This is a genomic window from Thermoflavimicrobium dichotomicum (genome assembly GCF_900114055.1).
Taxonomy (GTDB): Bacteria; Bacillota; Bacilli; order Thermoactinomycetales; family Thermoactinomycetaceae; genus Thermoflavimicrobium; species Thermoflavimicrobium dichotomicum.
In genome coordinates, this window is the sequence record NZ_FORR01000003.1 from 50,164 (window position 1) to 64,575 (window position 14,412).

The 14,412-nt window shown below is 43.3% G+C and carries 18 protein-coding genes; 14 read left to right on the forward strand and 4 right to left on the reverse strand.

Going from position 1 to position 14,412, the window contains the following annotated elements; genetic code table 11:
* Positions 1-8: 8 nt before the first annotated feature.
* From BMZ78_RS04655 to BMZ78_RS04670, 5 genes are all read left to right on the forward strand, one after another.
* Positions 9-1,616, forward strand: a complete 1,608-nt coding sequence (locus BMZ78_RS04655) for an amidohydrolase (RefSeq protein ID WP_093228383.1) — start codon at positions 9-11, stop codon at positions 1,614-1,616.
* Between the two features lie 122 nt (positions 1,617-1,738).
* A complete protein-coding gene (locus tag BMZ78_RS18685) occupies positions 1,739-1,888 on the forward strand; it encodes a hypothetical protein (protein WP_175482292.1) in 150 nt (49 codons plus the stop codon).
* A 21-nt stretch (positions 1,889-1,909) separates the two neighbouring features.
* Positions 1,910-2,338, forward strand: coding sequence for a cell wall hydrolase (locus BMZ78_RS04660; RefSeq protein ID WP_093228385.1), 429 nt, complete (start codon positions 1,910-1,912; stop codon positions 2,336-2,338).
* A gap of 12 nt (positions 2,339-2,350) precedes the next feature.
* Positions 2,351-2,674, forward strand: a complete 324-nt coding sequence (locus BMZ78_RS04665; RefSeq protein ID WP_093228386.1) for a spore coat protein GerQ — start codon at positions 2,351-2,353, stop codon at positions 2,672-2,674.
* 215 nt (positions 2,675-2,889) lie between these two features.
* Complete coding sequence (locus BMZ78_RS04670; protein ID WP_093228388.1) at positions 2,890-4,425, forward strand: MATE family efflux transporter; 1,536 nt, start codon at positions 2,890-2,892, stop codon at positions 4,423-4,425.
* Between the two features lie 228 nt (positions 4,426-4,653).
* On the opposite strand, the gene BMZ78_RS04675 is transcribed toward BMZ78_RS04670, so the two are convergent.
* Complete coding sequence (locus BMZ78_RS04675) at positions 4,654-5,355, reverse strand: S1C family serine protease (RefSeq protein ID WP_093228390.1); 702 nt, start codon at positions 5,353-5,355, stop codon at positions 4,654-4,656.
* A 196-nt stretch (positions 5,356-5,551) separates the two neighbouring features.
* Between BMZ78_RS04675 and BMZ78_RS04680 the strand changes: the two genes are divergently transcribed.
* From BMZ78_RS04680 to csx2, 5 genes are all read left to right on the forward strand, one after another.
* Positions 5,552-6,115 (forward strand): biotin transporter BioY, encoded by a 564-nt coding sequence (locus tag BMZ78_RS04680; protein WP_093228391.1) that lies wholly within the window; start codon positions 5,552-5,554, stop codon positions 6,113-6,115.
* Positions 6,116-6,245: 130 nt separating this feature from the next.
* Positions 6,246-7,283: a nicotinate-nucleotide--dimethylbenzimidazole phosphoribosyltransferase gene (gene cobT, locus BMZ78_RS04685; protein ID WP_245739736.1), complete on the forward strand. Its 1,038-nt coding sequence runs from the start codon at positions 6,246-6,248 to the stop codon at positions 7,281-7,283.
* Between the two features lie 135 nt (positions 7,284-7,418).
* On the forward strand, positions 7,419-8,051 hold the full coding sequence (locus tag BMZ78_RS04690; protein WP_093228393.1) for a lysoplasmalogenase: 633 nt from the start codon (positions 7,419-7,421) through the stop codon (positions 8,049-8,051).
* 243 nt (positions 8,052-8,294) lie between these two features.
* A complete protein-coding gene (gene csx20, locus BMZ78_RS04695) occupies positions 8,295-8,684 on the forward strand; it encodes a CRISPR-associated protein Csx20 (RefSeq protein ID WP_093228394.1) in 390 nt (129 codons plus the stop codon).
* 41 nt (positions 8,685-8,725) lie between these two features.
* Positions 8,726-10,060: a TIGR02221 family CRISPR-associated protein gene (gene csx2, locus BMZ78_RS04700; RefSeq protein ID WP_175482293.1), complete on the forward strand. Its 1,335-nt coding sequence runs from the start codon at positions 8,726-8,728 to the stop codon at positions 10,058-10,060.
* Positions 10,061-10,266: 206 nt separating this feature from the next.
* On the opposite strand, the gene BMZ78_RS04705 is transcribed toward csx2, so the two are convergent.
* Genes BMZ78_RS04705 through BMZ78_RS04715 form a run of 3 tightly spaced genes read right to left on the reverse strand, consistent with a single transcriptional unit; the run spans position 10,267 to position 11,184 of the window.
* Positions 10,267-10,512: a hypothetical protein gene (locus BMZ78_RS04705; RefSeq protein ID WP_139203262.1), complete on the reverse strand. Its 246-nt coding sequence runs from the start codon at positions 10,510-10,512 to the stop codon at positions 10,267-10,269.
* A gap of 47 nt (positions 10,513-10,559) precedes the next feature.
* The gene (locus tag BMZ78_RS04710; RefSeq protein WP_093228399.1) at positions 10,560-10,844 is read right to left on the reverse strand and encodes an HAAS signaling domain-containing protein; all 285 of its coding nucleotides are present in this window, start codon (positions 10,842-10,844) and stop codon (positions 10,560-10,562) included.
* A complete protein-coding gene (locus BMZ78_RS04715; protein WP_093228400.1) occupies positions 10,813-11,184 on the reverse strand; it encodes a PadR family transcriptional regulator in 372 nt (123 codons plus the stop codon). Before BMZ78_RS04715 ends, BMZ78_RS04710 begins: the two co-directional genes overlap by 32 nt.
* Positions 11,185-11,362: 178 nt before the next feature.
* On the opposite strand from BMZ78_RS04715, the gene cobD reads away from it, so the two are divergent.
* Genes cobD through BMZ78_RS04735 form a run of 4 tightly spaced genes read left to right on the forward strand, consistent with a single transcriptional unit; the run spans position 11,363 to position 14,381 of the window.
* A complete protein-coding gene (cobD, locus tag BMZ78_RS04720) occupies positions 11,363-12,481 on the forward strand; it encodes a threonine-phosphate decarboxylase CobD (protein WP_175482294.1) in 1,119 nt (372 codons plus the stop codon).
* Between the two features lie 10 nt (positions 12,482-12,491).
* Positions 12,492-13,037 carry a bifunctional adenosylcobinamide kinase/adenosylcobinamide-phosphate guanylyltransferase gene (cobU, locus tag BMZ78_RS04725; RefSeq protein ID WP_175482295.1) on the forward strand — a complete coding sequence of 182 codons (546 nt, stop codon included), beginning with the start codon at positions 12,492-12,494 and terminating at the stop codon, positions 13,035-13,037.
* Positions 13,034-13,801, forward strand: coding sequence for an adenosylcobinamide-GDP ribazoletransferase (gene cobS / locus BMZ78_RS04730; protein WP_175482296.1), 768 nt, complete (start codon positions 13,034-13,036; stop codon positions 13,799-13,801). Before cobU ends, cobS begins: the two co-directional genes overlap by 4 nt.
* The gene (locus tag BMZ78_RS04735) at positions 13,773-14,381 is read left to right on the forward strand and encodes a histidine phosphatase family protein (protein WP_093228405.1); all 609 of its coding nucleotides are present in this window, start codon (positions 13,773-13,775) and stop codon (positions 14,379-14,381) included. The genes cobS and BMZ78_RS04735 overlap by 29 nt, the downstream gene beginning before the upstream one ends.
* The last annotated feature ends 31 nt before the right edge of the window (positions 14,382-14,412 follow it).

Below are 14,412 nucleotides of genomic sequence, written 5' to 3' on the forward strand. Positions count from 1 at the left end.
GACGGTGGATGGAAAAGGCGATTTTTTATGGTGGGCAGATCATTACATTGGATCCGGATCATCCACAAGTCGAAGCTGTTTACGTCGAAAATGGCCGGATCGTTGCGATGGGAGATAAAGCAGATCTATTGCTGCAAGCAGGACGAACAGGGGTAACAAAGTTCGATCTGCAAGGCAGCTATATGTATCCAGGTTTTGCGGACAGTCATATGCATTTGTCTTTATTGGGTGAGAAGCTGCGAAAGCTGGATTTAGGTCTTTATCATTCAAAGGGGGAGCTGCTGCAAGCGATTCGTGAGCGAGTCGCAAGAGCCAAGACAGGAGAGTGGATCCTGGGAAGTGGTTGGGATGAGAAGAATATGGTTGGGGGTATGCCGACGCTGGCTGAGTTGGATGAAGTAGCTCCTTGCCATCCTGTTTTTCTCACCCGTATTTGTCATCATGTTCATCTGGCCAATAGTCAGGCATGGAAACAGGCGCAGCCATATGTTCAGCAGGCCAGCACAAGTGCAGGTGCTTTGGGAAAAGATGAGTCTGGTAAATGGAATGGTTGGGTTTATGAAAATGCTTCGCAATCTTTTTTTGAGGCTCAACCCAAGCCAACTTATGATGAAAAAAAAGAAACCATTCGCACAGCGATGAAAACTGCTCTTGCTTGTGGACTGACAGCTGTACATACGGAAGATTTACGCTACATTGGCAGTGTGTCTGAGATGAAGCGGATCTTTTATGAGTTGGTCGAGGAAGGAGTCTATTTAAGAACACACCATTTGTTATATCATCCTTTTCTCCCAGAAATTGAGAAGTTGAATGAAGCGTTTCGTGCTGGGAATGAGTGGATCACTTTGGGAGCCATTAAAATTTTTGCAGATGGCTCGCTGGGAGGAAGGACGGCATGGTTGTCCCAGCCATACGCAGATGCACCTGATCAGTATGGATTGGCGATTCATGAGCCAGAAGAATTAAAGGAATTGGTCTCTCAAGCCGCTCATCGTGGTTTTCCTGTTGCTGTTCATGCGATTGGAGACAAAGCAGCTGAACAAACGATTCAAGCAATGTATGCGAACCGAATGAGTGAAAAAAAGAAACGTTTACGTCATCGGTTGATTCATGGACAGATCCTGCGTCCAGAGCTAATTCAACAGTTACAAGCCATGAAAATCGTAGTGGATATCCAGCCGCGATTTGTGGTTAGTGATTTTCCTTGGGTATTGGAGCGAATTGGCGAAGAACGGGCACGTTATGCTTATGCATGGAAAACATTATTGGAAGCAGGTATACCTTGTGCGGCTGGAAGTGATGCTCCGATTGAGCCCATTGAACCACTATGGGGCATGCATGCGGCGATGACGCGTAAGCATCCAGAGGACCAAGGGGAGCATTTAGGTTATTTCCCGGAGCAAAAGTTAACGGCGATTGAGGCCTTGTTATTGTTTACCAAAGGAAGTGCTTATGCTGCGGAAGAGGAACATGAGCGGGGAAGTATCTCTATTGGAAAGTGGGCCGATTTCTCTGTATTTGATCGGGATATTCTTTCTGCCCCGGCCAATGAATTGCTTGAAGCGCAAACGTTAATGACAGTCGTAAATGGGCAGATTGCTTATCAAAGAAGTTGAACGAATCCAATGGGCTAGTTCTGAGACCGTTGACAAAGTATCCGTTATATCCCGGTTTGTCAACAGTCCCTCATGTTGCCGGGCAACACCGTCAGAGGGATGGTTTTCTATAAAGCGGAGGGATGGGTTCCTTATGGATTGGCTGTGATGGTACAGAAGTCGTTACGGAGAAAGGAACCCATCCCGAAGCGCGAGAGAAACGTATCCAAATTTTCAAGATAGCCTCTGAACGAATCCAATGGATTGGTTCTTTTTTTTATTTTTTTACATAAATATCAGCAAGAGGTGATACCATGGCAATCATCCGTCATACACCTGAGCATATCAAATTATTGGCAAGATTAATGCGAGCAGAAGCAGAAGGTGAAGGAAAACTGGGAATGATGATGGTAGGAAATGTAGGTGTCAATCGTGTTTTGGGTGACTGTCTCGATTTTAGAGGCATTCGTACGATTAGGGATATGGTGTTCCAATCGCCTGGGGGATTTGAAGCCGTACAAAAACCTTATTTCTATCAGAGAGCCAGATCTCGCGATATTCGCCTCGCCAGAAGAGCCGTGCAGGGAGAGCGTTATCATCCAGGCAAACATTCTTTGTGGTTTTTCAGACCGGTTGAGGACTGTCCAGCAAGATGGTTTGGTCAGCCTCACAGTGGACGTTATAAGAGTCATTGTTTTTATTCGCCATCTTATGGAGATTGTAAAAAAATTTTCTTGTATTAGGAGGAAAGGCACATGTATTGGTATTATCCTTATGCTAATGTCTCCCAACAATCACAACCTCAACAGATGGGAGTGTCGCAACAAAGAGATCGCGACAGGGTGTTTTCCGAGGATTTTTTGCAAAATAATATCGGGAGAAAAGTGACGGTTTATCTTACCTTTGAAGAAAATACTCAATGGAATGCCAAAAAAATAACAGGAACTTTACGAGCGGTGGGACGTGACTATTTTGTCATACGAGACCAAGTTACAGGAAAAGATCATATGTTTTTGAATATTAATCTTGACTATTTTGTTTTTGAGGATAAACCAGCGGTAATAAAAGAAACGGATTAGCAAGAAAAAGATGGATGGAAGACAGGGGAAAATGTATACTAAAATTGTCTATTTTTTTATATTTAAAGTAGAATATATTGAGTAAAGCAGGGAATATGGATCTTATCAGCAAATCATTATTTGTAACTACATAACGATGGGAAATAAAATCGTTGAGATTTGAACCGGAATATCCGGTTTTTCTTTTTGTTACTCCCATTAGGAAGGAGCCAAAAATGATGCGTGACTTCAAGGAAAGACAACAGGAAGAAAAAATGCGCGTATCCAGTGTAGATGTGGCAGAGACCCATGCATCGAAAGAGGAGATAGAGGAGAAAAATGGAGGATATTCGAGGCAGGGGCAATCTCCAATCGCCCAGTCAGACTTGCTCAGGCAAAATCAAGCGATTTGGCGATCCCTGTTCGTTTTCCTGATTCCGATGATTTTAAGTAATGCCCTGCAATCACTGGGAAGTACCATCAGTATGATGATTATGGGAAGAGGTTTGGGAGAGAGTACGCTTGCTGCTGCCAGTTCAGTAATGTCGATGGTCTTCTTTCTTATTTCTTTGATCATTGGCTTGGGAAGTGCGAGTTCTGTATTGATTGGACAAGCATATGGCAGTCGGCAAATCGAACGATTAAAAGAAACCGTGAATACTTCGTTGAAATTTTCTTTTTTATTTGGATTGGTGATGGCGGCAGTTGGACTTTTATTTACCCGTGAGTTGTTACAAATCGTCAAAACTCCACCAGGTGTAATGGATCTGGCAAGCAGTTACGCACAGATTTTATTTATTTCACTTCCCATTCAGTTTATCTATATTAGTTATACAACCTTTTTACGAGGAACAGGTGATTCGAAAACCCCTTTCTATTTTTTGGTTATTAGTACGATTTTGTCTATTGCGCTATGTCCTGTATTGGCTTTTGGATGGTTTGGCATACCCGTTTTAGGCATGAGAGGTGTAGCTTTAGCCAATACAATGGCGATTTTGATTTCCATGATCTTGTTGTTTGTGTATTTGTATAAGACAAAACATATTTTGGCTTTGGACCTTGCTGTTTTTAAAAGCTTGCGCATGGATCTGCAAATTCTGAAGCTGATGATTAAAATAGGAATACCAACAGGCATTCAGATGGTATTTGTCTCGTTATCGATGATCGCTGTTGTTTCGTTTGTCAATCGTTTTGGTGCACAAGCTGCAGCTGCTTATGGTGCCGTGATCCAAATCATTAGCTATGTACAGTTACCGGCATTAAGTCTGGGAATGGCCACAGGTATTTTTGGCTCTCAGCTGATCGGTGCTGGACAGCCGAACCGTTTGAAAGATTTATTGAAAAGTGCGGTGTGGATGAACTATATCATGGGTGGAATATTGGTCATGATTGTTTATCTCTTTAGTCATTCCCTGCTTTCACTGTTTCTGGCCGAAAAAGCTACCCTGGAAGTTGCACAAAAAATGCTTTTTCTTGTCTTATGGGCTTATCTCATTTTTGGCAACAGCATTATTTTGGCAGGGATGATGCGTTCAAGCGGAACGGTTTTTTGGCCAACACTGATCGGGATCCTTTCGATCTGGTGTGTACAGGTTCCCCTTGCTTATTTCTTGTCTCATGTGATCGGCTTGGAAGGAATTTTGGCTGCCTATCCGATTGCCTTTACTTGTTCCGCACTCGCACAGTATACGTATTATCGCTGGTTCTGGCGAACCAAACAACATAAAAGCTTGTTTATGGATCGAAGCGGAGAGAAACTGGGATCGAAGTGAAACCAGTAATTAGTGAATTCTTGACCAATCCCCATGTCTAAAGGCCTGTTCATTACCCATAATCCAGATAAAAAAACTGAGATTGTTGACAAACTTAGGGGATCCTTTTCCTATTGAGCGACTTTTGCTTAGGTTTAGCGACAGAAGCGAAAATGGACAAGGATCCCCCTTTCGCCAAAAGGCGACTTTTTCAATATCCTCTACTCATTCTATAATAAATCCGTTTTTTTATAATTTGGCTAAAATCGGCTTCACATTTTCGATCGGAATTGCGAAACCAATACTTTGTGATGGATAAATAACGAATGTGTTGATACCGATTACTTTTCCCAGCATGTTGATCAGTGGCCCGCCGCTGTTTCCAGGATTGATGGCAGCATCCGTTTGAATGACGCTTTGATAAGTACGGTCACCTACCTGCAGAGGACGATTTTTGCCACTCACGACGCCAACTGTGACCGTTTGTTCAAGTCCAAAAGGATTTCCCATGGCAATCACCCACTCTCCCACTTCTAGGGTAGTAGAAGTGCCAAGAGGTAAAGCTTTGAGACGATTGGGAGGATAAATGCGAATGATTGCCAGATCGCTTTTCGGGTCAGACCACGCAATCTTGGCAGGAAAAAGTTGATCATATCCTGATACTTTGACAGCAATGGTATCCACGTCAGCAATTACATGTTCATTGGTTAAGATATATCCAGCAGGATGAACGACGAAACCTGAACCAAATTGGCGAATAGCTGGGCTTTTTTGATTAGAGAAGAGTTGGCTCCAAATGGTTTCATGAAAGAAATGAGGCTGAGGAGATTTTTGCGTAAGCAAAGAAACGACACCATCCCGAACTTGCCGGACAACAGACACAAAATGATTGACTGGATGGGAAGCAGCGGTGTAATTTTTCGTACGGAGGCGCATTTTTCGTCCGTTCATGTTTTCACTCCTGTCACTAAAGATCCGATCTGATTAATGATATATCGTATGAAGAGGGAGTGGATCCGAACAGGGCGAAATACCTGAACATTTTGCCTAACAGCAGAATGTAAACTAAAGTTGTTTTATGTGTTGACAATTATAAATTGTGCTTTTAACCTATAAGTATATTCTTCTAAATAAGGGGTTATTTTCTATGAAATCGAGGGCTTCATCTTTACGAAATATGATTTTAGCTGCTTTATTTGTTGCTTTAGTGGCAGTGGGAGGGCAAATAAGTATTCCATTGACCCCTGCTCCCATTACACTGCAGACCTTATTTTTAATGTTGGCTGGCTCGATCCTGGGAGCACGCTGGGGAGCAGCCAGTCTACTGGTTTTTGTCGCCTTGGCCGCAGCAGGTGCACCTGTTTTATCAGGAGGGAAAGGCGGTTTGGCTGTTTTGCTTGGCCCGACAGGTGGATATGTGTTTAGCTGGCCGGTAGCTGCTTTTCTGATCGGTTGGATGGTTGAGAAATGGGGAAAAGGCGGTCAGATCAAGGCATGGCAACTAACTGTCGCCCATATTGTTGGTGGAATCATTTTAGTGCATGCGATTGGTTTTCCCTGGCTCCTTGCGGCAACCCACATGCCACTCCATGAAGCGTTTATGGGAGCTTTCCTGATCTTTTTACCAGGAGATCTGGCGAAAGCATTTGTAGCTACAGCAGTGGTAAAGGCTCTTTATAAAGCAATGCCAACACTCCAGATGCAAAAATAAGGAATCATAGTGAATTCTTCGAACATCTGGCCTCTCTGTAGAGAGGATCAGATGTTTTTTCATTCATCCAAAAGGAAAATATTTTTGTGTTAGAATAGAGTAAAAAATTTAAGAGATAAGGAGTATTCTTGTGAAGCTACCAAAGATTCCACCATTACATGTAGAAACAATGGAAGAAACCACCAAGCATGTCAATCAATTGACAAAGCCACTGGGAAGTCTTGGACAACTGGAACAGATAGCCATTCGCCTGGCTGGAATTCAGGGAAAGAAAATACCAGATGTATCTCGTAAAGCTGTGATTGTTATGTGTGGTGATCATGGAGTGGCCCGTTCAGGAGTGAGTGCTTATCCTCCAGAGGTCACCGGTTTGATGATTCATAACTTTGTCCAGGGAAAAGCGGCCATTAATGTATTGGCTCGTTTAGCTGGAGCAGAAGTTCATGTGGTAGATGTAGGAAGTTATCTGTCTGAAGTGCCAAAACAGGTAATCAATAAGAAAGTCAGGAAGGGAACAAGACATTTTGCAGAAGAAGAAGCCATGACGGAAGAGGAAACGATCCAGGCTATCGAAGTTGGAATCGAAGTCGTGGAACAACTAAAACAAAAAGGCGTGCAATTACTGGCAGTAGGAGAAATGGGGATCGGCAATACCACGATTGCCACAGCCCTGGCAGCAGTATTTACACAAAAGTCCGTTAGTGAGTTGGCAGGACGTGGAACAGGTATTAATGATCATGCCTTGCAACAGAAAATAGAAGTGATTGAGGCAGCTCTAGAGCGACATCAGCCCAATCCCGATCAGCCACTTCGTGTATTATCACAACTTGGCGGGCTGGAGGTGGCTGGGATGGCGGGAGTGTATATAGGAGCGGCAGCAGCAGGTATACCTGTGATGGTCGATGGGGTCATCTCTACCGTGGCTGCATTACTGGCAGTAAAAATGGAACCATCGGTACGAAATTATTTATTTGCTTCCCACTTATCTGTCGAACCCGCTCATGCTGTGTTATTGGATGCGTTGGGTTTGCAGCCGATCATTCAAGCTGGATTGCGTTTGGGGGAGGCAAGCGGAGCAGCGCTGGCATTCCCCATGTTTGATGCCGCTGTTGCCATTGTACGGGAGATGGCTACATTTGCGGATTTAGGTTTACCGAGTCCCAAATGATAGGTTGTGAACAGGATTTTGACTGTGTGGGGATCCGTTTCTGTCTGGTTTCATCGGCTTCGCCCTACATGAGTGACCCACGATCCCCACCATCGATTCATTCAGTATAGATGACTGGAAAGGAAAAGGGATACGATGCTGATATTTCTGTCTGCGTGTGTTGGGATCGCTGGAATCGCTTATTTGGTAGCGGTTGCAAAGGAATGGACATGGTGGAAGTATTTATTAAAACCTGGAACCATGCTAATGATCATGGGTATTGTGGGAGTGTCTTTGGAACGAGGTGATTCATATGGTTGGCTTATTTTATTAGGCCTAGTCTTTTCAATGATCGGTGATATTTTTTTAATGTTGCCAAGCGATCGTTTTGTTCCTGGATTGATCTCCTTTTTTTGTGCGCACGTAGTTTATATTTTTGCTTTCCCTGGCAATCATTCTTTTTCGTTGCGATCATTCATAGTGGCTTTATTTCTGTTCCTGATTTCTTTGATCTATTTTCTCTTTGTTCAGTCTGGTGTCCGCAGGCAGGGGGGAACCAGGCTATTGATGGCTGTTGCCTTATACATGACCATCATTTCATGGATGGTGTGGAAAGCATTGTTAAGTGGGCAATGGCTATTGGTAGTTGGATCTTTATCTTTTTATCTATCCGATGCCATTCTTGGATGGGACCGTTTTGTTCGAAAGCTGAATTGGGGAACGTATGGAGTGATGATTACCTATTATCTGGCTCAGTATTTGATTGCTTTAAGCGCAGGGCTGGGATAGAAAAAGCAAACAAATTATGCTGTCTGGTGACTTAGGTAGAAGAGATTACCCAAGAATCCTCTACGTTTACGCATGGGGAGAGGACAATACATGTGTGGTTGAATAGGAGTGGATGAAAATGAGAAGAGATTTTTCCCGCAGTAAGCCTGGTTATTTGAAAAGGAAGATCCATCCATCTGTCGAACTTGGATAGGGATGGAAAATGTTGAAGTATGAAAGAAAGAAGTGAGAAGGTTGCGAAAGATGGTGGTGTTACTTTCCCATTCCCCCAATCAGGAGCAGAAACAGGAAGCAAAAGAAGTATGGAAAGTAGAGAAAATGATCCATCTTCCTGAACATTTGCAGGTACTCTGGTCGCAAGTTCCGGCTCAGGGAGATTTTCCCATTCCATCCTTTCAGCCACTTTTGCTTTGGTTAGAACAAAATACAGATTTTCAAGATTTAATATGGGCTCAAGGAGAACCAGGAGCTACCTTTTTGATCGTTTCATGGAGCTTTCAACATGGACGAGTACCTGTCTATGCCACAACGAAACGGGAGTATCAGAGTATGGTCATGGAAGATGGAAAAGTAAAAAATGAACATATATTCAAACATGTTGCGTTTCGTGTTTACCCCAAAGGGGAATGGTAGAAAAAGAGTAAAATGAAAACCATTTTTCTATCATTAGAGGAGTGGTTCTTATCGCTGCCAAATTTTTAACTTTTTTAGGATCCAGTAAGTACGAATTATGTACTTATCAGCTTGGGGACAAAAGCTATACATCCCGGTTTGTTCAGAAGGCATTATTGGAAATATTAAGCGGGCAAGAACCCATTGAAGCAGTGATCTTCCTTACGACACAAGCACGAGAAAGTAACTGGGAGAAAGAAAACAAGTGGTGTTATTTGGGACTGGCAGGTGAACTGGAAAATCTCGAAAAAGAAAAGCGGATTCTCGTTCAAACAGTGGACATTCCTGGCAGTCAGGATCAGGGAAGCATCTGGGAAGTATTTCGGCAGATTTTGGATCATTTGGATGAAGAAGATGAAGTTTATTTTGATATCACGCATTCCTTTCGCTATCAACCCATGTTAGCGCTACTCGTGCTTCATTTTGCCCGTGTGATACGGAATATTCACATACGTGGTATCTATTATGGAAATATCGAAGCCAAACGTCCGGGTGAAGTGCCGATTGCTCCCGTTAACGATTTATCTTCGTTTGTGGATGTCCAGGACTGGATCACCAATGTCTACGCCTATCTCCATACAGGACGGGCTGAGCCGTTATATCAATGGTTATATACAGCAAAGAACCGGCAGCTGAAACAAGGTGCCTCTCCGGATCAATTGGCTACAATGGAGTCAGCAGTAAAGGTTGCAAAAGCATTAAAGGAGCTATCGCTCTCTTTGGAAACCAATCGAGGACCGATCATCCCAGGAAAAGCGAAACAGGCGAGAAAAAAATTGCAACAAGTTCAGGACCATCTACCCCATCCTTTTCAACCCATTCAAATACTGCTTGATACGATGGAGAGTCAGATTCAAGGTCTGGATCATCAAGACCCGATTGAATCAGGAATATCTGCTGTTACATGGTGTATTGAACGCGGATTGATTCAGCAAGCCTATACGATGCTAGATGAGCTTGTTTTAACAGCGATCTGTCTGGCGGAGGGATACCGTTTTGAAGAAGTAAAGGATTATGAAAATGTAAGATCGAAAGTGGGTCAACAGGTGAATGATGCCATTCAATGGCTAAAAGAAAAGAAAGACTCATCCATGGAGAAAGATGATCATTCTTTAAAAGAGTATTTAATTGATAACTATAGGGGATTTATTCAGCTTTATGGAGAACTTAAGCTGGATCGGAATGATTTGAATCATGCAGGGTGGAGGAAGGATCTGAAAAAGCCCGAATATTTTGCGAGGAAAATAGCCTTTCATAATAAACAGCCTGGAAAATATGCGAATCTGATCAAAGAGCTCCGTCGTTATTGGCAAGAAAATAAGCCTGAGGCCTTTTAAATAGAAAATTATATAAAATAATATACAAAAAAGTCCATCTCTCTTTCATCAGAGAGAATGAGGCTGTTGACAAACCCGGTTTTCCTTTTCCAGTTGAACAACTTATTGCTCGTATTTATTGAGCGGGAGTGAAACGGAAAAGGAAAACCGGCATATAACGGATACTTTGTCAACAAGCTGGAGAATGGGCTTTTTTTATTTGTTTTTTAGATATGAATATTGCTTTTGGGAACCAAGCGCCGGTATTGTGATGAGATCGAGGCAAAGTATTTGCGTAAGAGACTCCAGAAGAATTTGGAAATGCCACCCAAGATGATGGCGACAATAAGCAAAATGGGGACAGATTTCCAGCCGGCAATACTGTAAGAAGGGCCAAGGTGAACACCCATTTGAATACCAGCAATGTTGTCGATTCCCAATATGACTGAAATGGAAGCAATACCTGATGCCACAGCAGCCACACCAAAAGCAAAGCAGACTCCACCTAAAAAGGTGATGATCACCGGACTGAAAAAACTGAGAGAGGCGAAAAAAGGAGTTTATGGAAAAACAATCTTGGGCTTGTTGTCTTTTGCTTGAGAAAATACTCACCCGTGTAACCGGTTGCCAAGGTTTTTGGATCTCCAAGCCTTTTTAAAATTTCATCTTCAGATTGACCATGTTCTAAACCAGACAAAATATGGCTTTCAATTTCTTTCAAAATATCTTCTTTCTCAGCGATTGGCAAATTTTTCAGATGACCAGCCAATGTATCAAGATATGTCCTCGCATTTGGCCCCATCATTTTGCTCCCCCTTCAGCTGTCGGATTTCCGTTACACCATGAATCAATCGATTCCATTCACGGTTCATTTGTTCTAGCAAATCCTTGCCAGACTCTGTTAAATAATAATATTTTCGTGGGGGGCCTGATGAGGATTCTTGCCATGTTGAAGTGATGTATTTTTCTTTGGATAACCGGCGTAACAGGGGGTATAGTGTTCCTTCTGTAATTGCAAGAGGCTCCCACTGTTGGAGAATGGATGCAATTTCGTAACCATAGCGTGGCTTTTGTGCAACCAAGGATAAGATGCAGTATTCTAAAATCCCACGGCGAACCTGTGTAATCCATTCGGATAAATCCAAGGGTTTCACCCTCTTTCTATGGAATATTATAACAGAAGGTATTATGTAAAACAAGGTACTGGGTGGAGCTAATCTGAACTGACTTGTTTTTTATCGGACGTTTTGTCTTTCCTTCTTTATTCTCTATTTTTCATTTAGAATAAGAATACATAAAATCACCAAACGGAAGGAAATGGCTATGACAAAGTTGGAGCGTTTTGGCCATGGAGGCGATCTGGAGACAGCAGTTGAGTTATATGGTTATGATAAAAGGCAATGGCTCGATTTCAGTGCAAATATTTACCCATATGGCCCTCCATGTGCCGTTATCAAACATTTGCAATCTTTATTGAATGAGCCGGGATTTCACTCGTTAACCCATTATCCGGATCCGGATTCAAGGAAGTTGCGGCAAAGAATTGGTGAACATCATCAGATTGATATCGATTGGGTGATGGTAGGTAATGGGGGAGCAGAGTTAATTGATTTGGTGATTCATGGGTTGGCTCCAAAGAGAGTAGGTGTCTTGGAACCTGCCTTTTCAGAGTATTCCTCCAGTGCCAGGAAGCGAAATGTTTCTGTTCAATCAATCGTTAGTGATTGGGAAAAAGGATTTATTCCTGATCCGGAAGAAGTAGCCCAACTCATTGCAAGTTCGGATTTGGTATTCATTGGAGTGCCCAATAACCCAACGGGGCATTTGATACCCGTTTCATTACTGAGAGAGTGGGCGAGAATGGCGGCAATGAAAAAAACTTGGCTGGTCATCGATGAAGCGTTTTTAGACTTTGTGATTAAGGGAGAAGAGCATTCATTGATCCGAGAAATCGATCGTTATCCCACCACATTCATATTGCGGTCGATGACGAAATTTTATGCGTTGCCGGGTCTTCGCCTTGGATATATGATAGGTCATCCAGATGTGCTCCGGAGAATCAAAGAACAACAGGTACCATGGAGTGTCAATGCATTGGCACAGGAAGCAGGAGCTGTAGCCCTTTTACCTGAAGTACATGCTCCTTATGCAAACGAAGTACATCAGTGGTTACAGGAGACAAGGCTTGAGCTGATGGAATTATTTAAAGATTTCCATGAACTGGAAGTGTTTTCGGGTGAGGCTAATTATTTTTTGCTTCGCTTGACTGCACCGGGCTATACCTCGATTTGGCTACAGGAGGAATTGGGGAAAAAAGGGATTCTCATTCGAGATTGTTCGATGTATCCGGGTCTGGATGAGCGTTATTTTCGGATCGCGATCAAAAAGCGTGAGCAGAATCAAGTGCTGGTTCAAGCGTTACAAGAAGTTTTATGTAAATGAGGGATCAGAGATGAGTATTCGACTGGTGACAGGAGGCGTACGTTCGGGCAAGAGTCGCTTTGCGGAACAGTTATGTGCATCACTCCAGGATGAGGTCATTTATCTGGCAACGAGTCGGGTTTTGGATGCTGAGATGGAAGAAAGAGTTGCCAAACACCGGGCTGAGCGTCCAGCGAATTGGAAATTGATTGAGGAACCGATTCAACTGGCTGAAGCCATTCATGAAGCATCACCGTCAGCCTTGTTGTTGGTTGAGTGCATTTCTGCTTGGGTAGCGAATTTGCTTTTTGCTGAAAAATTGGATGAAGAGATGACCAATGAAATGAGAAACCATTTTTTAAAAAAGGTTGCGCAAAAAGCGGAAGAGCTGCTACAAAGCCTGGAAGGACGGGAAGCCGTTCTGGTGACAAGCGAGGCAGGATTGGGCGGTGTTGCGATGCACCCAGTCAGCCGATTGTTTCAGGATGCTTTGGGAGAAGTCAATCAACGGCTTGCACAAGAGGCAGAAGAAGTATGGCTTGTCATTTCAGGTGTGCCATGGAGGGTAAAGGGATGAGCTCTTTATTGCATGCGATCACTTTCTTTACCCGTATTCCTCTTCCTGTTCGCCATCCATCGGATGATTTTGCCAAATGTGCGATGTGGCTTCCTGTCGTGGGTTTACTGGTTGGTGGAATACTTGCTCTTTGTGACTGGATTTTTTCGTTTCTTTTTCCGGTTTGGGTACGAGCTGTTTTGGATGTGGCGATTTGGGTTTATTTGACAGGTGGTCTTCATTTGGATGGATTGATGGATACAGCTGATGGACTTGGCTCTTATCGGAGTCGGGAACGAGTACTGGAAATCATGCACGATAGCCGGGTTGGAGCGATGGGTGTACTTGCTGCCATTTTGACAATTTTTTTGAAAGTGAGTAGTATTGCTTCACTTCCACTCGAATGGAAAACAGGTCTGGTTTTGCCAGTTGCGGCCGTCATTAGCCGTGGAGTGGCCGTTTGGGCGATTTTTATGTTTCCCTATGTTTATGAACAGGGAATAGGACTAGAGATGAAAAAAGATCTAAAACGAAATCGTTTTATGTTTGCACTTGCCATGACCGTAGTGCTTTCAATCATCCTGGAAGGATGGATGGGTTTAGTGGCACTGGTATTGACCTTTCTGTTTGCTTCTGTTTTTGCCTGGCGGGTTTCAGAGCGTTTGGGTGGTTTGACCGGGGATATTTATGGTGCCCTTATTGAAGGAAGCGAGGTTCTTGTTTTATTGATTTTGCTGGCATGGGAGGTGCATCCATATGCGCATTATCTGGGTACGCCATGGTGAAACAGATGGAAATCGTGCGCGAAAGTATATTGGACATACCGATATTCCGTTGAATGAGATCGGACATAAACAGGCGGAAGCTTTGGCAAAGCGATTGGCCAAAGAGCCTGTTCGGGCGATTTATACCAGTGATTTATTACGTGCTCAGCAATCAGCCCAAAAACTGCTTGCCTATTTTCCTGATATCTTCTACGAAGCTACCCCATTGTTGCGCGAATGTTTTTTTGGCGAGTGGGAAGGGTTAACTTACTTGGAAATCTGTGAAAAGAACGAAGCGCATTTTCAAAAATGGTATGAAGACCCTTTTCGGCATGCACCTCCTCAAGGAGAAACCCTTGTGGAGATGGACAAGCGCCTTTCCCGATGTTTGAAGCAAATCGAGACCAAACATCATCCACAGGATTGTATTGCGATTTTTACTCATGGTGGGCCTTTGCGTTGGGCCTGGGCCAAGTTGGTTGAGTGTCGTTGGAAAGGGCTTTGGAAAGCCAAAACGCCGAATGCGGGTGGATGGATTCTGGAGAAAGAAGATAAAGGTTGGAAGTTGATTGAAAAAATTGAGCTCGATGGGGTTCGGTAGTACATGGGGAAAAGGAAGTCTCCATCCCTTG